The 21,173-nt window shown below is 46.0% G+C and carries 19 protein-coding genes and 1 pseudogene; 6 read left to right on the forward strand and 14 right to left on the reverse strand.

The window, feature by feature from the left end:
- Positions 1 to 63: 63 nt before the first annotated feature.
- From ACFQV5_RS09670 to ACFQV5_RS09685, 4 genes are all read right to left on the reverse strand, one after another.
- Positions 64 to 870: an ABC transporter permease gene (locus ACFQV5_RS09670; RefSeq protein WP_379246083.1), complete on the reverse strand. Its 807-nt coding sequence runs from the start codon at positions 868 to 870 to the stop codon at positions 64 to 66.
- Positions 870 to 1,721: an ABC transporter permease gene (locus tag ACFQV5_RS09675; RefSeq protein WP_379246085.1), complete on the reverse strand. Its 852-nt coding sequence runs from the start codon at positions 1,719 to 1,721 to the stop codon at positions 870 to 872. The genes ACFQV5_RS09670 and ACFQV5_RS09675 overlap by 1 nt, the downstream gene beginning before the upstream one ends.
- Positions 1,718 to 2,689 (reverse strand): ABC transporter ATP-binding protein, encoded by a 972-nt coding sequence (locus tag ACFQV5_RS09680; protein WP_379246207.1) that lies wholly within the window; start codon positions 2,687 to 2,689, stop codon positions 1,718 to 1,720. Before ACFQV5_RS09680 ends, ACFQV5_RS09675 begins: the two co-directional genes overlap by 4 nt.
- A gap of 501 nt (positions 2,690 to 3,190) precedes the next feature.
- Positions 3,191 to 3,955, reverse strand: a complete 765-nt coding sequence (locus tag ACFQV5_RS09685) for an SIMPL domain-containing protein (RefSeq protein ID WP_379246087.1) — start codon at positions 3,953 to 3,955, stop codon at positions 3,191 to 3,193.
- Between the two features lie 373 nt (positions 3,956 to 4,328).
- Between ACFQV5_RS09685 and ACFQV5_RS09690 the strand changes: the two are divergent.
- Positions 4,329 to 5,681: pseudogene (locus ACFQV5_RS09690) on the forward strand (amino acid ABC transporter substrate-binding protein/permease); the annotation flags it as partial.
- Entirely contained in the window at positions 5,674 to 6,402 is a 729-nt protein-coding gene (locus ACFQV5_RS09695; protein ID WP_379246089.1) for an amino acid ABC transporter ATP-binding protein, read from the forward strand. The pseudogene ACFQV5_RS09690 and the gene ACFQV5_RS09695, both read left to right, overlap by 8 nt.
- A gap of 138 nt (positions 6,403 to 6,540) precedes the next feature.
- On the opposite strand, the gene ACFQV5_RS09700 is transcribed toward ACFQV5_RS09695, so the two are convergent.
- The 10 genes from ACFQV5_RS09700 to ACFQV5_RS09745 all read right to left on the reverse strand — a co-directional run bounded on the left by ACFQV5_RS09700 (position 6,541) and on the right by ACFQV5_RS09745 (position 17,438).
- The gene (locus ACFQV5_RS09700) at positions 6,541 to 7,611 is read right to left on the reverse strand and encodes a sensor histidine kinase (RefSeq protein ID WP_379246091.1); all 1,071 of its coding nucleotides are present in this window, start codon (positions 7,609 to 7,611) and stop codon (positions 6,541 to 6,543) included.
- Positions 7,612 to 7,615: 4 nt separating this feature from the next.
- Positions 7,616 to 8,290, reverse strand: a complete 675-nt coding sequence (locus ACFQV5_RS09705; protein WP_379246093.1) for a response regulator transcription factor — start codon at positions 8,288 to 8,290, stop codon at positions 7,616 to 7,618.
- 37 nt (positions 8,291 to 8,327) lie between these two features.
- A complete protein-coding gene (locus ACFQV5_RS09710; RefSeq protein WP_379246209.1) occupies positions 8,328 to 10,034 on the reverse strand; it encodes an ABC transporter ATP-binding protein in 1,707 nt (568 codons plus the stop codon).
- Positions 10,035 to 10,301: 267 nt separating this feature from the next.
- The gene (locus ACFQV5_RS09715; RefSeq protein ID WP_006207570.1) at positions 10,302 to 10,571 is read right to left on the reverse strand and encodes an HPr family phosphocarrier protein; all 270 of its coding nucleotides are present in this window, start codon (positions 10,569 to 10,571) and stop codon (positions 10,302 to 10,304) included.
- Between the two features lie 101 nt (positions 10,572 to 10,672).
- Positions 10,673 to 11,602 carry a DNA-binding protein WhiA gene (gene whiA, locus ACFQV5_RS09720; RefSeq protein ID WP_379246096.1) on the reverse strand — a complete coding sequence of 310 codons (930 nt, stop codon included), beginning with the start codon at positions 11,600 to 11,602 and terminating at the stop codon, positions 10,673 to 10,675.
- Positions 11,603 to 11,607: 5 nt separating this feature from the next.
- Positions 11,608 to 12,549: a gluconeogenesis factor YvcK family protein gene (locus tag ACFQV5_RS09725; protein ID WP_379246211.1), complete on the reverse strand. Its 942-nt coding sequence runs from the start codon at positions 12,547 to 12,549 to the stop codon at positions 11,608 to 11,610.
- Positions 12,550 to 12,606: 57 nt separating this feature from the next.
- The gene (rapZ, locus tag ACFQV5_RS09730; protein WP_379246098.1) at positions 12,607 to 13,512 is read right to left on the reverse strand and encodes an RNase adapter RapZ; all 906 of its coding nucleotides are present in this window, start codon (positions 13,510 to 13,512) and stop codon (positions 12,607 to 12,609) included.
- Positions 13,513 to 13,558: 46 nt separating this feature from the next.
- A complete protein-coding gene (locus tag ACFQV5_RS09735) occupies positions 13,559 to 14,509 on the reverse strand; it encodes an ROK family glucokinase (protein WP_379246100.1) in 951 nt (316 codons plus the stop codon).
- Positions 14,510 to 14,906: 397 nt separating this feature from the next.
- Positions 14,907 to 16,610: a glycoside hydrolase family 13 protein gene (locus tag ACFQV5_RS09740; RefSeq protein WP_379246102.1), complete on the reverse strand. Its 1,704-nt coding sequence runs from the start codon at positions 16,608 to 16,610 to the stop codon at positions 14,907 to 14,909.
- Between the two features lie 42 nt (positions 16,611 to 16,652).
- Positions 16,653 to 17,438 carry a glucose-1-dehydrogenase gene (locus ACFQV5_RS09745; protein ID WP_379246104.1) on the reverse strand — a complete coding sequence of 262 codons (786 nt, stop codon included), beginning with the start codon at positions 17,436 to 17,438 and terminating at the stop codon, positions 16,653 to 16,655.
- Between the two features lie 278 nt (positions 17,439 to 17,716).
- On the opposite strand from ACFQV5_RS09745, the gene ACFQV5_RS09750 reads away from it, so the two are divergent.
- From ACFQV5_RS09750 to ACFQV5_RS09765, 4 genes are read left to right on the forward strand one after another with little or no spacing between them, the layout of a single operon-like run.
- A complete protein-coding gene (locus ACFQV5_RS09750; RefSeq protein ID WP_379246106.1) occupies positions 17,717 to 18,640 on the forward strand; it encodes an ABC transporter ATP-binding protein in 924 nt (307 codons plus the stop codon).
- Between the two features lie 2 nt (positions 18,641 to 18,642).
- The gene (locus ACFQV5_RS09755; protein ID WP_379246108.1) at positions 18,643 to 19,386 is read left to right on the forward strand and encodes an ABC transporter permease; all 744 of its coding nucleotides are present in this window, start codon (positions 18,643 to 18,645) and stop codon (positions 19,384 to 19,386) included.
- A gap of 12 nt (positions 19,387 to 19,398) precedes the next feature.
- On the forward strand, positions 19,399 to 20,544 hold the full coding sequence (locus ACFQV5_RS09760; RefSeq protein WP_379246110.1) for a sensor histidine kinase: 1,146 nt from the start codon (positions 19,399 to 19,401) through the stop codon (positions 20,542 to 20,544).
- Positions 20,545 to 20,576: 32 nt separating this feature from the next.
- Positions 20,577 to 21,146, forward strand: a complete 570-nt coding sequence (locus ACFQV5_RS09765) for a response regulator (protein ID WP_379246213.1) — start codon at positions 20,577 to 20,579, stop codon at positions 21,144 to 21,146.
- Positions 21,147 to 21,173: the final 27 nt, after the last annotated feature.

Here is a 21,173-nt window from a genome sequence, read left to right on the forward strand (position 1 = left end):
CACTATCTCCTCTCTTTCCGTCATACATCATTTTTTAATTTATCCGAAAAACGGTACATCCGCTTAAATCGGCAGAGTCTTATGTTTCTTCTGACCTTTCCCACGATTAAGGAAGTATTGAGCAAGCAAAATTAGAGTCACGCTCACTAGAATCAGAATCGTACAAAGAGCATTGATTTCCGGGGAAATACCTCTCTTCACTTGAGCGTAAATATAAATCGGTAGCGTAGTCGAGCTTGGACCGGCCACAAAGAAGCTAACCATAAAATCATCCAGGGACAGGGTGAACGCAATCAGTGCCCCGGCGATGATACCAGGAGAGATTTGCGGCAGCGTAACATGACGAAATGTTTGCCACCGGGAGGCTCCCAGATCCATTGCGGCTTCTTCAAGCTGTTTACCCATATTGGCCAATCGAGCCGTCACGACAACATATACGTAGGATAAGCTAAACGTGATATGCGCGATAATGATTGTCGCCTTACCTGTATCCATGCCCAGTTGACTGAACAGCACTAAGAGCGATATACCCATAATGATATCCGGAATAATGACCGGCAGGTACAGCAGTCCGTTCATTCCACTGCGTCCCTTTCGCCCAAGATTGCGTAGTGATAATGCCGCCAGCGTCCCGAGAATCGTAGATACAATGGTCGAGATGATCGCAACGGTCAAGCTGTTCATAAGAGCTTCCATGACGTTCCTGTTGTTAAACAAGGAAACATACCAATCAAATGTGAAACCCTCCCAATTGCCGCTCAAGCGCGTATCATTAAAAGAGTAAATAATGATGATTATGATTGGTACATAGATAAACAACATCATTAAGAACGAGTGAAACCCAAGCAAGGGGTGATTTCGTTTCTTCATCACACTCTCCCCTCCTTCACACGTTGGTGGCGAGCTTGCATAGCCCTATTAAACAACAAGATTAACACCAGTGAGGTAATCACAAAAATAACCGACAGTGCAGCACCAAACGGCCAGTTTCGCGCCCCAAGAAACTGTTGCTGAATAATGTTGCTGAGCATCGAAGATTTCGCACCGCCGAGTATGTCTGTTACGACAAACATACCTGTTGTCGATACATACACCAGAATAGAACCGGTCATAATACCGGATTTACTCTGAGGCAGCGTAATATGGCGAAAGGCATTCCATTTTGAAGCCCCCAGATCGCTAGCTGCATCAAGGAGACGCTTATCCATCTGTTCCAGTGCTACATAAATAGGCAACACCATGAACGGAATAAAGTTATATACCATCCCAAGCAGTACCGCACCTTTCGTATACAGCATCTGCATTGGTTCATCAATCCATCCCAGATTTATCAGAAAAGTATTTACGACCCCTTGTGTACGAAGAAGGAGGACCCAAGCATACGTACGGATCAAAAAGTTAATCCAAAACGGTACCGTAATCAAGACCAAGCTCCACGTCTGGATACGCGGGGAGGCGTTGGCTATATAATAGGCCAGCGGATAGCTGACGAGCAGACAGATCACGGTGGTCAGCACCGAAAGAACAATCGTGTCCCAATAGATCCCGAGGTAGAGTGGATCAAAAAACGTCTTATATCCTTCCAAACTGAATGAAAACACAATATTCCCCAGCGCATCGCGCTGCAGAAACGAAATTCCTACCACGATGAGCATAGGTATGATGAGAAACAGGGAGAGCCACAACAGAACAGGAGTCAGGAGGAACTTTGATTTTCTCATGACCCGATGGCCACCTCATCTCTCGCATCCCAGTTCAGGCCGATTCTTTCACCGACTTCCCAAGGCTCGTCATCCGTGAAATCAAGCGCGATAGTAACTCTCATCGGCTCATCCTCAAGCTGTACCATGAGCTTGTGCACGTTTCCTAAATACTGAACATCTTCGATGACCCCTGTCTTTTTGCCACCTGGTCCACGTTGCGGAACGATTTTTTCAGGACGCACAGCAAAAAGCCCTTCGCGAGAAGAGAATATGTTGTTCTCTCCAACAAAAGTTGCAGCGAACAAGGTCTGCGGTCTAGCGTAAATCTCACGCGGCGTTCCGATCTGCTCTACCTTCCCGTTATTCATAATAACAATCCGGTCTGATAACATCATCGCTTCTTCCTGATCGTGTGTGACATATACAAACGTAATACCTAGTGTGCGTTGCAGATGCTTTAGCTCTGATTGCAGGTTCTTACGAAGCTGCAGATCAAGTGCGCCAAGCGGTTCATCCAGCAATAGCACCTTCGGTTTATTGGCAATCGCACGAGCAATGGCCACACGCTGTTGTTGTCCGCCGGAGAGCTGATGCGGATAACGGCTCTGTAACTGTGTAAGCTGAGTCATCGTCGCAGCTTCTGTTACGCGTTCTTTAATCTGGGAACGCGACAATTTTTTCATCTTCAATCCGAAGGCTATATTGTCTTCTACGGTCATGTGCGGGAATAAGGCATAATGTTGAAACACGAGATTCAAATCTCGCTTGTTCGCCGGCGCATTCGTCACGTTCTGGCCAGCGAGCCACACTTCCCCTTCCGTTGGCTGTTCGAATCCTGCAATCATTCGGAGGATTGTCGTCTTGCCGCAACCGCTGGGGCCCAGCAAAGTCAGGAATTCTCCTTCCTTAATGGAGAGCGACAGCGGATGCACGACCGATTGCCCCTGAAATTGTTTTTCTACCTGGACAAGTTCAATCATATGCATCATCATCCCCTTACGGTTAATATTAGTAGTATTTCCTATAAAGTAAGAAAAACGTCTTCCGACGTATTTCTAAGAAGACGAACCGCGTTAAGCGGTTGTTTATTCTTGTAATATCAGCATGTAGAGCTCTAAAGCTTAATCTGACATCTTAAGAGAAAAAAGCCATATCCATTGGTATGGCTTAGCGTCATGTCTTGTACAGTTTTTTGCATATTCACTATACCTTGTTTTGACCCCGTACACAACACTTTTCTGTGTAATTCGACAGGTAGAATCCTTATCCCGCCCCGGTTTTTGGTATTCCTGACCATGCAGGGTTAAAAGTGTAAAAAACAGGTGGATCATTCTCACATGAAGAAAGACGTCCTTAGCAGAAGTTATATTCCATGATTAAGGAAACTGACTCCAAGATTAATATAATTTCCTATATTAAAAAAATAAAACCGTCTATACCCCACAAAAAATGTGGATTAGACGGTTTTATTCATTATTTCTGATGTGTTATTTCATTTCATACTGAACATACAGCTGTGTAACAAGCTTGATTTCACCTGGTTTAACCGATGTACCAGCGTCAGCCATCGAAGCAGATTCTACCTTAGCCATCTCCATATTTCCAAAGCTGAACACATCACGGTTAGCTGCTTCATCCTGAACGACATTCACAACCACACCTAGTTGTCGCTTGGAAGCCTTGGCAATAGCTTGAGCCTTGAGATCTGCATTCGCCATCGCTTTCTCAATGACTTGTGTTTCAAATACATCCCGGTTCTCCACCGAGAAGCGGGCGTTGCCAATGTTGTTCGCACCCGCATCCGCCGCCGCATCGAGGATCTCCCCCACTTTACTCAGATCACGGAGCGTAATTTCAAGCGAATGGTTTGCGCTATAATTCTGTACTTTGCGTCCTTCTTTATCGCTGTAGGAGTAGTTTGGCTGAACATAAAAATGTTCTGTCTTGATATCCTTGTCTTCGATTTTCCATTTTTCTTTCAGCATTTTTGTCACTTTATCCATCTTTATGGCATTGCTCTTCTGTGCAGATTTAGCCGTTTCTGCAAACGATTCAGCCCCGATGGACAAGTAGACGATATCCGGCTTCACAGTGATTTCACCCTTACCGAGCACCGTAATTCGGTTCTGCTGTTGCGTTGTTTCCGCTGCGTATGCCTCATTTACACCTAGCGCCCCCGACCATGCCGAACCACCTGTAAGCAATGCACCTGCGATCATAACTGACCCCAAACGTTTAGCCCAAATGTTCATTCATTTCGACCTCCTTTAAATTGGCAGTGCTGTAAGCTTGCCTTAACTTCATAACGCATACATTTGGTAAATGTTGCACATTTTTAGCCTGTATCGGGAAATTATTTCGCATGTTTATATTTGTCGACTCCATACCAATCACTCACTTTAAGCATGATTGGTTTGTTCACAGAATAAGATACCATTTAGACTAGGAAATAATTGTTAACAAGGCTGGGATAATGGGTAACTAACTTTCGACAGACTTTTTAGAAAAGAGGGGGGACAACGCATGAAATCATTGAGGGTACTATTAATCTCCATGTCACTACTGCTCCTCACTGCAGTCGGCATGCCGGGATGGACAGCAAATGCTGCATCCGAGACAAACTCGGGTAAAACCTATCAGATCGGAACCGACATTACGTTTGCCCCATTTGAATTTCAGGATGCAAATGGGAATTTCGTCGGCATTGACATGGATTTGATCGAGGCCATCGCCAAAGATCAAAATTTTAATTATGAGATCAAACCACTCGGATTCAACGCAGCTGTTCAAGCCTTGGAATCCAATCAGGTGGATGGCGTCATCGCCGGCATGAGTATCACAGACGAAAGAAAGCAGAAATTTGATTTCTCAGATTCCTATTATGATTCTGGTGTTGTGATGGCCGTTCGTAAAGATCAGGATGCAGTTAGCAGCTACGAAGATTTGCGGGGTAAGAAGGTCGCTGTAAAGACTGGCACAGAAGGCTATAGCTTTGCCGAATCCATATCGACTCAATATGGCTTTACCATCGTTCCCTTCGATGATTCTGCTCAAATGTATGAAGATGTGAATACAGGGAATTCCATTGCCTGTTTTGACGATCATCCGGTACTTGCCTATGGGGTTAATCAGAATAATGGTCTAAAGATCGTAAACGAAGATCAGAAGGAGATGGGTGGCTCTTACGGTTTCGCGGTTAGCAAGGGAAAGAATACCGAACTGCTTGAGAAGTTTAATAAGGGCCTCTCCAATCTGAAAGCTAGCGGCGAGTACGAACAAATACTTGATAACTACATTGGTAACAACGCCGCTGAACCAGTTAACCAAAGCCGTCTTGAACTCATTATGGAATCATTTCCGCACCTATTACAGGGTCTAGGAAAAACGTTGCTGTACACGTTCATATCGTTATTCTTTGCGTTTATTCTGGGACTCTTCTTCGGCTTCATGAAGGTAGGACGGAATAAATGGCTGCGAGGTATCGCGACTGTATTCGTTGATGTATTCCGTGGTATTCCCTTAATTGTTCTCGCTTTCTTCATCTATTTCGGTATCCCTCAAGCATTCGGTTTCACGATGCCGTTGTTCCTTGGAGCGATCCTGACGCTGAGCCTTAACGCCGGAGCCTATGTGACAGAAATTATCCGGGGAGGTATCCAATCTATTGACCACGGCCAGATGGAAGCTGCTCGCTCGTTAGGTGTGCCTTACCACAAGGCCATGATCAAGATCATTATTCCGCAAGCCATCCGCGTGATGATTCCGTCATTTATTAACCAATTTGTTATCACCCTTAAAGACACGTCAATACTCTCGGTTATCGGTCTCGTCGAGTTGACGCAATCCGGGAAAATTATCATCGCAAGAACGTTTGCTTCGTTTGATATTTGGCTCATGGTCGCCATTATGTATTTGATCGTCATCACGATCTTAACGAAAATTGCGAACCGTCTAGAAAGGAAGGTCAGCCATGGGTAAAATTCGGGTAGAAGGACTCAAGAAGAGCTTTGGCACAAATCATGTGCTTAAAGGCATTGATATGCAGGTGATGGAAGGCGAGGTCGTCTGTGTCATCGGACCTTCCGGCTCAGGTAAGAGCACATTCCTGCGGTGCGTAAACCGACTCGAAGATATTACAGCAGGTAAAGTCATCGTGCGCGACCGAGATATTAACGACCCTAAAACCGATATAAACAAGGTTCGCGAAAACATCGGCATGGTATTTCAGCATTTCAACCTCTTTCCCCACTTCAACGTGTTAAAAAACATTATGTTTGCCCCGATCGAGTTAGGCAAACAAACCCCGGAAGAGGCGCGCGCCACGGCACTGCGGTTGCTCGAACAAGTTGACCTGTCTGATAAAGCTGAAGCCTTCCCAAGTCAGCTGTCAGGCGGACAAAAGCAGCGTGTAGCTATTGCCCGCGCGCTCGCGATGAATCCTGACATCATGCTGTTTGACGAGCCGACATCCGCTCTGGATCCGGAGATGGTCGGCGAGGTACTCGGAGTCATTAAGAAACTGGCACAAGAAGGTATGACGATGATGATCGTCACGCATGAAATGGGCTTTGCTCGTGAAGTAGCGGATCGAGTCATTTTCATGGACGGAGGTTATATCGTAGAGGAAGCTCCTCCTGAGGAGTTGTTCGGAGATCCGAAACATGAGCGTACCATAAGCTTTCTAGAGAAAGTTTTATAAGCGGCAGATTGAACAAGTAAACATGTATATGAAGTAGTTATCATTATAAAAAGGCTCACGGGGCATTCATTGCCTCTTGAGCCTTTTATAGTTAGCATAGTTAGCTTAACTTAACTTTAAGTCTTACATCGCGCTGATTCATTGACGGCTATGAGTGCATGGCATCTTCACAGTAAATGTCGAGCCTTTACCATACTCAGACTGGACCGTAATATCTCCCTGATGAATATCCACGATTCGCTTCACGATGGATAATCCGAGGCCACTTCCCCCAGCCATCCGGTTCCGCGATTTATCTGCTTTGTAGAAGCGTTCAAATATACGTAGCTGATCGGACTCCGATATCCCCACGCCTGTATCGGTGATTGTAACTTCAGCTATTTGATCTTTCACCTTTAACTTAATTGTAATCATACCTTCTGCAGGCGTGAATTTAATACTGTTATGCAGCAAATTGATCCACACTTGATTCATCAAGTCTTCCGATGCCTCGATCTCCACTTCCGCCAGATCTAGATCGATCTGGATCTGCTTCGTAAGCCACTGCGGTTCATTCGCCAAGACGATCGCTCGAATCTGATCATCAAGCCGATAGCGCGTCATTTCAATTTCCTGTTGAACCCCTTCCAAGGAAGACAGCTTAAGTAGATTATCGCTGAGCTGCGATAATCTACGACTTTCTCCTTCGATAATCTCCAGATAATGATTCCTCCGCTTCTCCGTCAACTGAGGGTTACGAAGTGCTTGTGCAAATCCGCGAATAGATGTCAGTGGGGATTGAATTTCATGGGACACGTTCGAGATAAAGTCCTGACGCATCGTCTCCATCCGTCCAAGCTCACCGGCCATATCGTTAATGCTGTGCACTATCTCTTTAAATTCTCTGTGCCATTTATGATCCTCCACCTTCACGGTGAAGTCGCCTTTAGATATCCGGCGCATCGCATCTGTAATCGTATTTAGCATGGCTATTTGTTTATGCCGAAACAGCAGAGCTACTAGATACAAACCAATAAAGAAAATTGTAACACCCAGAAAAAGATCTATGAGATCTGCAATATAGTCCGATGAGGGAGCTCCGGTCTTGGTATAAATAGCTTTCGTAATATAAGTTGCCCCTGTCCATGCTGCTGCTAGCAGGGCGAATATGGCTAAAGTCTGTAACGTTTCACGTACGATCTTCCAAGTGATCCTAAGTGCTTTTCGCATGAACTCACCTTACCTCCAAGCGGTAACCAAGCCCACGTACCGTACAAATCTTGAAACGATACTTCTCCTCTGGAAACCTCTCTCGCAGTCTGTTCACATGAACATCCAGAGTTCTCTCGTTTCCTTCGAAATCATAACCCCAAATATCTTCAATCAAACGATCACGTGTCAGTGTACTTCCCGGATAACTCGCCAACTTAAAGAGCAACTCAAATTCTTTCAAAGGCAAAGTGAACATTTCATCCGCTGACTTCACTTCGTAAGTTTTGCGATTCATCTGCAGCTTTCCGATTGTCACCGTTTGGGAAGACGCCACCTGATATCTTTTCAACAATGCTTTAACACGTACAACGAGCTCTGCTGGCTCAAACGGCTTCACAAGATAATCATCTGTTCCCAGCTCAAAGCCCTTCACGATTTGCTTCGTCTCCCCAATGGCGGTCAGCATCAGAACCGGTATTCCTTGACTCTTACGGATTTCCCGGCATAACTCCCACCCATCCATATTGGGCATCATGATATCCATGACAACCAAATCAACGACGGTCTGCTCCATAACCGATAAGGCCTCAAGACCATCCGAGGCTTCGAGCACTTCTTCCATACCAGCCTCCTCCAAAAACACCCTCACAAGCTCCCGAATGTTCGGATCATCATCCACTACCAGTATTTTTGCCATGAATCTCCCTTCTTTCTTGATCAACAAAATTGTACGCCTATACCTCTATCGCATCATTGATCTGCAGCTGCTGTGTTGCAAATTCTCTGTACATATCATGCTGCTTAATCAATTCCTCGTGTGTTCCACGACCCGTTAATGTTCCCTTTTCAATAAATATAATTTGGTCTGCTCCCACCACAGTAGATAATCGATGTGCAATCACAATCGTTGTTCTTCCTGCCATCAGATTCTTCAGCGCTTTCTGCACCTCAATCTCCGAATGGCTATCGAGACTCGAGGTTGCTTCATCTAACATCAAAATTTTAGGATCTCGCAAAAGAGCTCTTGCAATCGCAATCCGCTGACGTTGTCCACCAGAAAGCTTCACACCTCGCTCGCCCACATCCGTATCAAAGCCGTTCGGCAATTCATCAATAAATCCGTCAGCATAAGCCATTTCCGCTGCTCTTCGAACTTCTGCTTCACTTATATCACGATCTGTTCCATAACATAAGTTCTCTCGAATCGTGCCTGCAATCATCGGACTTTCCTGAGATACATAACCGATTAATCCGCGCCAGGAACGTAAGGAAAACGTATCGATTGCGGCCTGACCAAGCCTAATATGTCCTTTCTGTGGTAGATAGAATCGTTCCAGCATCGAGAACAGCGTTGTTTTTCCGCCTCCACTTGGACCCACGACTGCAGTTACGGTTCCAGGCTTCATCTGAAAGCTGATATCTTTTAATACCGGTTCATCCGGCTTGTAACCAAAAGTCAGATTCTCAATCGAAACTTGCTGATTCGTGTTCACAACATCCATACCACTTGTAAGGGATTCCTCTTCTGCATCCAATGTTTGAAGGATTCGCTCTGTGGCTCCTTTAGCCTTCTGAAGTTGAGTGAAAAAGGTGGTCAACTGCGTCATTGGCATCACAATTTGAATCAAATACAAAATAAATGCAACGAGTTCACCTGCGGTTAATGCACCCGTCGATACCTGCAAACCACCATAACCGATGACAACAACCAATAACATCATCAGCACAAAAGACATCAGGGGTGCAATCCATGCCGAAACCACACCTTCCTTAATGCCGAAATTCAGCAGGTTTGTAATGCCCTTATGACCATTTTCATATTCCTTTTCCTCCGCATTAGAGGCTTTAACCAAGCGGATCTCTGACAGCACTTGACTGATATTTGCTGTAAAAGCGGCAGTCTCATCTTGCATGCCAAGCGAGATTTTGTACATCTTTTTCCCCAGAGGGACAAGAATGAGCGCTGCGATCGGAATGACAATAAACATAGTCAGGGTCATCTGCCAGTTCAGATACAACAGTACTCCAATAGATCCGATAATCGATATAATTCCACTGAAAAACCCAGCTAAATGGTCTGAGATCAGACTTTTAATCACACCTGTATCATTCGTCATCCGGCTGACTGATTCTCCTGAACGGTTCTGGTCGAAATACCGAATCGGCAGTACAAGCAGCTTTTTCCACAACCGCTCTCGCAGAGATGCGACCATCTTCTGTCCCGTATAACTCAGCAGAAATATCGAAAATCCGGAGGCAACTGTCTGTAAAATAAACGCAATACCAAGCCCAATGATATGCGAGCGGTTCATATCTGTTAAAGAGAACCCATCCACTAAGCTTTTCGTAAACATCGGAATCACAAGTCCGACCAATGTTGAAATCACACTGAGCAGTATGGCTACGATGAGTAGTAGCTTCGGCGGTTTTGTCTCCTTCATCAGACGAAAGAACGCTTTTGAGCTGGGCTTGTTACTGCCCTCTGTGTGCTGTTGAGCGTTTATTTCACTCAGAGTTTGATCATTTATATTCATTGTCTTTCTCCCCTTCTCCTCTTATGATCTACAGAAAGAGTACAGCAAGAACTTAAACTGAAGTTAAACAACAGCTTTTTATGCAGAAACAAAAAAGAGGCGGACTATATCCCCCTCTGGTCTGTATATTTATGTATTAAAAAAAGCCTTGATTAACAAGACTTTTTCTAATTATTATTGGTTTTCCAATTCCTCTTTGCTAACCAAGTTCACTAAAGAGGTAACCGCTTGCTCAGCGTCAGCGCCTTCAGCACTAATGTAAACTTCAGTACCTGAGCTAATAGCAAGGCTCATAATTCCCATGATACTTTTTGCGTTTACTTTTTTATCATCTTTTTCCACGAAAATTTCAGACGAGTATTTATTCGCTTCTTGAACGAAAAGCGCTGCCGGTCTCGCATGTAACCCCGTTTTTAAGCGAACGACTACTGGGTGCTTTGTCATGTAAAGTTTACCCCCTTTTATCAAATCTCAAAACATTCATATGCTGTGTTATTTTTAATATTATACCATTTTAACATAAAGGACACTAGGGTCAAAAAAACTTACCTATTTCTGATCTTTTCAGCAAGCTCATCAATTTTGCGTAGACGATGATTAACCCCCGATTTACTAACTGTACCCTTTAATAATTCGCCGACTTCTTTCAGGTTCATGTCTGGATGAGCAAGACGAATTTCCGCCACTTCCCGGAGTTTATCCGGTAAGCTTTCCAGACCCACTTCCCGCTGAAGCAGCTTAATATTCTCAATCTGCCTTACTGCAGCTCCGATTGTCTTGTTGAGGTTCGCGGTCTCACAGTTCACAATCCGGTTAACGGAGTTACGCATATCACGCATGATACGAACATCCTCAAACTTGAATAAAGCTTGATGCGCACCGATCAGGTTGAGGAATTCAATAATCTTCTCGCCTTCCTTGATGTAGAAAATAAATCCCTTCTTCCGCTCAATACAGCGAGCATTCAGATGAAATTCATTCGCGAGCTCGACCAGTGCTTGGCAATGCTCTTCATACATCGAGGCAATTTCCAGATGGTATGACGATCCTTCAGGATTGTTAACTGAACCCCCTGCCATAAAGGCTCCTCGAAGATAAGCCCGTTTACAGCAGTTCTTTCGTACGATCTCATCATCAATCCGCGGTAGAAATAAAAACCCTTCGGATACAATCCGGAGCTCTTTCAGTATTTCTTGGACGCGGGCTGGGATGCGGACGATATAAACGTTATTTTTCTTCAAACGCATTTTTTTACGCACTAAAAGCTCAGTATGTGCCTGGAAATGCTTCTTAATTAAGGAATAAATGCGCCTTGCGATCGCGGCATTTTCCGTCGATATGTCCAGTACTACTTTTTTGCTCGAAACCTGAACGGATCCGTTCATTCGGATCAAAGCGGATAGCTCGGCTTTTTCGCAACAGCTCTGGCCTTCGACCATGGTTAGTTCTTTTTTGGTTTGTGCCGCAAAGGACAAGGGTCTCACCTCTTTCTTGAAATCCAATCTTGCACCAATTGGAAAATATGATTGCTGAGCTTGTCGGCATCATGCCGCAAGTACGTACGGAACAACACTAGCTTATCTGCAATTAGCTTATATCCCTGGCTCTCTACCTCATCCCGGTCAAGCTGCACAGGCTTCGCCCCTTTTTCGGCGTATTTATCCTGTACTTGTGGCGGGATTTCGCCGTCATTCACAATCACATAATCAAACAAGTGAAGACCAATATGATCATATACAGCCTGCAAATGGTCACTTACGGTGTAATTATCGGTTTCACCAGGCTGGGTCATAACATTACATACAAACATTTTGATCGCTTCAGAAGAAACAATCGCCTCTGCAAGCTTAGGAACAAGCAAATTGGGCAGAATACTCGTATACAAACTGCCCGGACCGATCAATATTGCATCGGCTTGCTGGATAGCCTCCAGTGCTTCCGGAAGCGGCTCCACATTCTCAGGTTCAAGGTATATTCGCTTAATCCGGCGTCCTGCCTCTGGAATTTTGGATTCGCCGGTCACAATCGTGCCATCCTCCATTTCAGCATGCAGAATAACAGCTTCACCTGCAGCAGGCAGCACCTGTCCGCGAACAACAAAAACCCGACTCATCTCCTTAACCGCCGTGACAAAATCACCGTGCATATCCGTCATGGCAGCCAGGATTAAATTGCCGAGGCTATGCCCCGCCAGTCCTGAGCCGGTGCTGAAGCGGTACTTCAATATATCTGATAACAGCGGCTCGACATCAGCGAGCGCTGTTAGTACATTTCGAATATCTCCCGGAGGAGGCATTTGCAGTTCACTTCTTAAAATCCCTGAACTGCCCCCGTCGTCCGCGACGGTTACAATTGCCGTAATGTCCAGAGGCTTCTCCTTCAAGCCGCGCAGCATGACGGATAGCCCTGTTCCTCCACCCATCACGACAATGCGAGGGCGCTTCCTAGCTTGTTCAGCCACGTTTATCACTTCCCTCTATTAGTGCCGATCCCGTTCAGAATCGCGGTGGCTGACCGATACAGATTCTGTTTCACTTACGCCAAGCATCTTGCCAAGATATTCTGCAATGGCCACGGAACGGTGCTTACCGCCAGTACAACCAATACCAATAATAACTTGGCTTTTCCCTTCTTTCCGATACTGCGGAATAAGAAAATGAAGCATATCAAGTAACTTGGTCAAAAATGACTGGGTTTCTGGCCATTTCATTACATATTCATATACATCGCTGTTTTGTCCTGTATTTGGCCGCAGATGCTCCACATAGTGGGGATTAGGTAAAAAGCGAACATCAAATACCAGGTCAGCGTCAATCGGAATTCCATATTTGAATCCAAAAGATGTAATGTTCACCGACAATGTATTGGTTTCCAAATGGGTAAACCGAGAAATAATTTTCTCTTTAAGCCTAGCTGGCTTCATACTGCTCGTATCGATAACCTGTGTCGCCGAATTTTTCAACTCATCCAGCATCTTACGCTCCAAGCGAATTCCATCAAGTGGCATTCCCTCAGGAGCCAGCGGATGACGCCGCCGGCTTTCTTTATAGCGCTGAACGAGTACCGAATCCGTAGCATCCAAGAACAAAATTTCACTATGGATGGTGAAATGATCCTTAATATAATTGAGTGATTCTGATAATGCAGTGAAGAATTCACGACCACGCAGGTCGATGACCAGCGCAACCTTACCAATCTTACCCTTGGACTGTTCAATCAGCTCCGCAAATTTAGGAATGAGAACAGGTGGCAGGTTATCGACACAGAAGAATCCGAGATCCTCCAGGCTTTGTACGGCCAAAGTCTTGCCGGCTCCCGACATACCGGTAATGATGATTAGGGTGGCCATTGATGTTGTGGTGCCGCGATCCGCTGCTTCCAGCATCAGCTTCCCCTCCCTTATAAGTTTAAGTCACAGCCATTTAGGTGAATTAAGAACGGAGATGCAGACCCGCTGCACCCACGACTCCAGCGTCATTGCCAAGCTCTGCAGCAACGATACGCACACCACGCTGCAGTGGTTCTGGTGTCAATTTGGTAAACACGGCGCGAACTTCATCAAACAGAATATCGCCAGCTTTAGAAACACCGCCGCCAATAATAAACACTTCCGGGTTTAATACAGCCGCAACAGACGCCATGGATTTTCCGAGGTAATAGGCAGCACGTTTTACAATACGCAGTGCCACTTCGTCTCCTGCTTTTGCCGCATCAAACACTTCTTTAGCAGCAATATTGCCTACAAGAGCTAAGGAAGTGCGATCTCCACGCTCAACAGCGTCCTTTGCCATACGAATAATGCCTGTTGCCGAAGAAACGGTCTCAAGACATCCCATTTTGCCACATCCGCATTGGATTGCTTCCAAGTCAGGAACAACCGTAATATGTCCCAGCTCTCCAGCCATGCCGGCAGATCCTTGATAAATCTTTCCGTTCACAATAATACCGCCGCCAACTCCTGTACCGAGTGTGTAGCAGACACAATTGTCAACACCGCGCCCTGCACCGCTCCAAGCTTCACCCAAAGCAGCGACGTTTGCATCGTTATCTATTTTAACTGGCTTACCAAGTCGTTCCTCAAGCAGTGCACGAATTGGCACATCTTTAAAACCTACGTTAGGTGCCAAAATAATGATTCCTTCGCGGATATTCGTAAAGCCCGCAACACCTGCTCCCACACCCGCAAGCTGATCCCAGCTATATGGGGATTGCTCCACAATGTGACGTACATACTTCTCAATGTTGCCGATTACCGTATCAACGCCCTTGGACGTTTCCGTCGGTCCCTCATATGTTTGTAGTAGCTGACCCTCTTGATTGCAGATTCCGACTTTGATCGCGGTTCCGCCTAAATCGACACCAACGTAGATGTTCTCAGACATGTTAAAAGCCACCTTTTTCCTTCTATAATAGAATGCTCCTACTGTACCAACTATAATTGAAGGCACCCCATCGGTCAAGAGAAGGCGAGGGTAGGAAGTGCCCTCTTGCAACACCATAAAAGCCTTATAAACACAGCTTCCAGCGCTTCCAACCATCCAAACTTTGTAATCAGACTAGCACAGAAAATGATAGCGTGTTCACTTACTGACATTCGTATAATCCATTCTTTCTATATTACATAAAATTGTAAATCATAGAATATCCATTACTCTTAAAGATCAGATAAAAAGCCCCGCTCCCCGAAGTCGGAAGCAGAGCTGAAAGCTATTCGGTACAGGGACTACTCCATAGTATGGAAATTGTTTCACATGACATTTGCATTCCTCTTTCGGCCGATCAAGGCTTCACGCAATCCCCTTCAAGCAAATATACCCTCGCCTCGTACGGTCTTAAGGTTAAGTGATATACATCTTCCCCCTCAGCAGGTTCGTAATTCGAGATCATCAGCTTCTTCTCATCTGTTCTTAAATCCTCCGGCCAATCGAACACAGGCGTCTTATCAAAAAAGTTCAATATCACCAGTAGCTTCTCATGCTCAACACTCCGCACAAACGCGTAAATCTCCGTATCCAGCGGGAGCAGCAGCGTATAGTCCCCATAGACGATTGCCTCGCATTGCTTCCGGATCGAGATCAGCTTCCGATAATAGTGAAAAATAGAATTCGGATCGGCCAGCGCCTGCTTCACATTAACGTCCTTGTAGTTCTTGTTCACCTTGATCCAAGGTTCACCTTCTGTAAAGCCGGCATTTGGACCATCGTCCCACTGCATAGGTGTACGCGCATTATCACGGCTTTTCTTGTGAATAGCGTTCATTGTGACTTCCTCCGGCTGCCCTCTGAGTCTCGATTGCTCATAGTAGTTCAAGGTCTCAACATCCCGGTAGTCGTCAATAGAGTCAAATACCACGTTAGTCATGCCGATCTCTTCACCTTGATAAATATAAGGAGTTCCTTGCAGCATATGCATAAATGTCGCCAACATTTTGGCAGACTCTTCTCGGTACTCTCCATCATTACCGAACCGCGATACCGGCCTTGGCTGGTCATGATTGCTCAAATAGTTCGCGTTCCATCCTCTGCCGTGCAGTACGGTCTGCCAGCTGCTCATGATTTTCTTCAATTCGAGCAGTGTCCAAGAGCGGATGTCCCATTTTCCTGTACCACTGGAGCCGGCATCCAGGTACATATGCTCGAATTGGAACACCATATCCAGCTCATTGCGATCCTCACCTACATAATCAAGTGCCTGCTCTGGCCCAAGACCTGATGTCTCGCCAACCGTCATTATGTCAAACTCGAACAGAACCTGCTCATTCAACTTTTTGAGCATATCATGCACTTTATCCAGGTTAGAAAAGAACTGATATGCCTGTACTACTGGCAGGTTATCCGGGTTATCGGCATCCGGCAGCCCTACAGCTTTCACAATATGTGCTATGGCGTCAAAACGGAATCCATCCACGCCTTTAGCGAGCCACCAGCGGATCATTTTGTACAATTCCTCGACCATCGCCTCGTTCTCCCAGTTCAGATCCGGCTGCTGCTTGGCATAAAGATGCATGTAGAATTCATCTGTCTTCGCGTCATACTCCCATACAGAACCGCTGAAATAAGACTCCCAGTTGTTTGGATATAGGCCATTTTTGCCCTTACGCCATATATAATAGTCACGTTTCGGATTATCTTTGGATGACCTCGATTCCAGAAACCACGGATGCTCGTCTGATGTATGATTCAGCACGAGATCCATCATAATTTTCATATCCCGTTTATGTGCTTCTGCAAGAAGCTCATCAAAATCCTCCATTGTTCCGAATTGTTCCTTGATGGCGCAGTAATCACTGATGTCATAACCGTTATCATGGCCCGGTGATTTATAGATCGGACACAGCCATATAACATTGACGCCTAAGTACTGTAAATAATCCAGTTTAGATATAACGCCGCGCAGATCTCCTATGCCGTCGCCATCCGAATCTTTAAAGCTAATCGGGTAAATCTGATACACTACGCTTTCTTTCCACCAAGCCTTTTTCACCTGTATGCTCCTTTCCTGTCTAGTTGTAGCAAATCCTACGATCTATCCCCGGCCTCCCTGGAACGACGGGTACTTCGTCATGCCGCCATCAGCGAAGAGGGTGATGCCCGTGACGTAGCTGGCTTCCGACGAGGCAAGCCAGGCTGCAACGGACGCGATTTCTTCCGGCTTACCGATGTACCCCATCGGAATCATGGACTCCACACTCGCCCGGGCTTCAGGATCTTGAAATTTCTCTTCATTAATCGGCGTATAAATCGCACCTGGTCCGATATTGTTCACCCGTATCCCCTTAGGTGCGAATTCAAGCGCCAAGGTCTCTGTCATAAGCTTCACCCCGCCCTTGCTTGCGGCATAGTGCACGAAATGAGGCCATGGAATGACTTCGTGCACGCTCGACATATTAATAACCGTCCCTTTGATATCATTCTCCAACATATAATTAATCGCTTCTCGCGAGCCAAGAAAGGCTCCTGTTAAGTTCACGTCGATAACTTTTTTCCAATCCTCAAGAGACAACTTTTCCGAAGGAACTTCATTTTCAATACCAGCGTTGTTGACCATGACATCAAGTGAACCGAAGTTGTCATGCGCTGCCTGAATAAGAGCCTGCACACTTTCTTCCTCAGACACATCCCCCTGAACGCCGACCGCTTTGCCTCCATAAGACTCAATCTCTTCAACCATGGCCTGAATAGGCTTGTTGTTACTGTTGTAATTCAGAACAACATGAGCCTGCTCACGGCCAAACCTTAAAGCAATGGCTTTGCCGATCCCTGACGATGCCCCTGTGACAATTACAGATTTCCCCCTCAAATCCTCATACATCTGCTTTCGCCTCCTGTTCTTATAAAAATGCCCGGTGATATATCGGGATATATACCGGACATCTATAAACGTATATAAGGTAATTACACTATTTGGCAGGGTATAAACGGAAATATCCGAATTGTGCCGTCAGCGGCGCTTTTATTTTGCTCAGACTGGAATCGATTCATGCTCATTCATGACAATTGTCATCTCGAACTCATGACAACATTTACTAACTACCAAGTCCTGCTAACGATAAGATAAAACCAAAGAAATCAAGTGGAGGTGCGGGGATCATGGCCAACCAAGTTAGCAGCCCCATCGTGGAGCTTATGCAAGTCACAAAAACATACGGAGCCAAAAAAGCAGTAAATCATATTTCATTCAGCATTGAGAAAGGTTCTATCACGGCGATTCTAGGCCCTAATGGAGCAGGCAAAACAACGGCAATATCGATGATGCTTGGACTAAGCGACCCTACCGCGGGAGATGTCCGGCTGTTCGGCCGAAATCCTAAGGATCGTCAAGTTAAGGAAAGGATTGGAGCGATGCTGCAAGAGGTCAGTGTTATGGATGGGCTAAAAGCTCGAGAGATCATCACGCTTATTCGCGGCTATTATCCCAATCCTATGGAGATGACAGAGCTGATTCAGCTGACGGGGCTGACAGAGGAAGAGCTGAATAAGCGAGCAACCAAGATGTCTGGCGGACAGAAAAGGAAACTGAGTTTCGCACTGGCACTTGCCGGTAATCCGGAACTGTTATTTTTCGATGAACCTACAGTCGGCTTGGACACGACTGCCCGCCGTCTGTTCTGGCGAACCGTCAGACAAATGGCTAATCAGGGCAAGACCATCCTCTTCACCACCCACTATCTGCAGGAAGCAGACGATATGGCGGACCGAATCATTCTGTTTCACAACGGCACCGTGGCCGCAGACGGTAAGCCCGGGGACATTAAAGCCAAGCTGACGCGGCGTTTGGTCTCTTTTGTAGTGGAAGCTGATCAGAGCATCATTAAGGAGCGCCTGTATCAACTCACTGGTGTAACGGAAATATTTGAGCTCGAGGGCAGGCTGCATGTGGTGACAGTGAATACGGATCAGGTGCTTGGAGTCATCTTCCGCGAAGAGCTCGCGGTCCGTGATGTAAAAGTAGAACAGGGCAGTCTGGATGAGGCTTTTGATCAGCTGACCCAAAGACAAGAGGAGGCCGTATAATCATGACAGGACGACTGATTACTCTACAATGCAAAATGGAGCTGCTGCGTATTGTGCGCAATCCGTATTTCATATTCTGGTCCCTAGCTATGCCGATCTTGTTCTATTTCATCTTCACTCGGGTTGTCGATACCGGAATGCCGGATGCATCTATATGGCAGGCGCATTACTTGATTTCAATGACAACTTTCAGTGTCATGGGTTCGGCTATTATGTCCATGGGCATTAGGCTCGTACAGGAACGGACCTTAGGCTGGTCTGTCTATATGAGAGTAACGCCGCTTCCGGGAAGCGTATATTTTATGGGGAAGATGTTCGGACAGTCTGTCATGCATCTGCTCTCCATTATCGTAATTTTTGCTGCGGGCTATCTAATTAATGGTGTTCATATGCCTGCCTGGCAATGGATTACAAGCGGGCTGTGGATCATGCTTGCCTCTGCCCCATTCCTTGCTGTTGGTACACTGGTAGGAGCGATGAAGCGCGTGGAAACAGCGAGTGGTGTTAGCAACGGCATCTATTTAGCGCTTGCGATCATGGGCGGCATGTGGATGCCGATGGAAATCCTGCCTTCATTCCTTCGAGTGATTGGGGAGTGGCTGCCTTCATATCATTTTGCAAGCGGAGGTTGGGAGATCATCCGTGGTAACATGCCAGAATTAAAATCGATTCTATTATTAGCAGGATATTTAGTGTTGTTTATGGTAATATCCACCTATATTCGAAAAAAACAACAAGCAGCGTAAGGATGATGGTGGATGAAGAGGTTTCAGTTTCAAATGTTTCCGCGTCATTTAGGGTTCTTCCCATATTTGTGGCTCGTTTATCTAAGCTTGCCAATCTATAATTTAATTTCTTATGAAACAGGCTGGAAGCTTTATATTGGGTATGCGATGGTAGGATTGTTTTTTGTGACCTATAGACAGCTATACTTCGCTGAGGGGAAACGCTCTTTCTTCCCTTGGCTCCTGCTCCAAATGCTCATTATTCTTATATTCTGCTTGGGCTATAGCAGCTCTTACTTGTTAATGGGCTTTTTCACAGCTAATTTTATCGGCTGGTATACAGACAAAAAGAAATTCATGACAGCCTATTTATTGTTCGTTGTGGTTGAGATATCCCCGCTTGTATACCATTTAAAAGAAATCTGGAATTCTGATCTCTTATATACGTTTCCCTTCCTGGTCATCATGCTGTTGTCTCCTTTCGGCATACGGTCCATGATCAGCCGGCAGGAGCTGGAGAAGAAGCTCGCGCAAGCGAATGAACAAATTCATAATCTCATTAAAGGCGAAGAACGGATGCGAATTGCAAGGGATTTACACGATACCCTCGGCCACACCCTCTCACTTATCACACTTAAGAGCCAGCTCGTGGAGAAACTCGTTGACGTTAATGTCGAGCAGGCGCGACTTGAAGCTCGTGAGATACAGAATACCTCTCGTGCTGCCTTGCGCCAAGTTCGCGAACTCGTATCCGACATGCGGACGGCGACTCTTATTGAAGAATTAAAGGAAGCCCAGGTCATTCTGCGAAGCGCGGATATTGAGCTGACGCATGAAGGTAATCCGCGGTTTGAAGGCATTCCTGATACTGCACATAACATTCTCAGCCTCTGCCTTCGAGAAGCAGTAACGAACGTTGTGAAGCACAGCGGCGCTTCACAATGTCACATTAGCTTCGAGCAAACCGAAGGTGAGTGGCAGCTGTCGGTAAAGGATAATGGAGCTTTGGCTTCGTTCGATATGGGAAATCAACCAAGAGAGAAAAATGGACTAAAAGGTATGGCTGAGCGACTGGCCTTAGTTGATGGGACGATGAGAATCTCGGCGGCAAAAGGAACCCTCCTCACCGTACGAGTGCCAATTGTCATTACGAACCGGAAGGAGGATGAAGTCAGTTGAGCATCCGCGTGTTGATCGCCGAGGACCAGCGCATGCTGCGTGGTGCGCTGGCTCTGTTGCTGGATTTTGAGGAGGACATTGAGGTTGTGGGTCAAGCGGGAGATGGTAAAGAAGCGCTCGCCCTCATTGCCCAGCTGAAGCCTGACGTTTGCCTGCTTGATATTGAAATGCCGCTAATGAGCGGTCTTGAAGTTGCGGAGGAAGTGCAGCAGATGCAAAGTCCATGCCGAATCATAATTCTCACCACCTTTGCCCGTCCCGGTTACTTCGAGCGTGCTGTCCAGGCTGGCGCTCAGGGCTACCTGCTCAAGGATGAGCCAAGTGAACGCTTAGCGGAAGCCATCAGGCGCGTCATGGAAGGAAGACGCGAGGTGTCGCCAGAGCTAGTCTTTGGCACAGTACGCGACATCAATCCACTGACGGAGCGAGAACGTGAGATTCTAAAGCTAGCAGCTGCAGGAAAAAGTTCAAGTGAAATCGCCTCTACGCTGCATCTGTCCTACGGAACTGTTCGCAACTATATGTCTGAAGTGCTAGGGAAGCTCGGAGCCAAGAATCGGATTGAAGCCATTGCCCTCGCTGAGGAGAAGGGTTGGATTTAAGATAAACCGAGGCAATCCTTAGAAGTA

This window comes from Paenibacillus sp. GCM10028914, assembly GCF_042666275.1.
In the GTDB taxonomy this organism is placed as follows: domain Bacteria; phylum Bacillota; class Bacilli; order Paenibacillales; family Paenibacillaceae; genus Paenibacillus_AQ.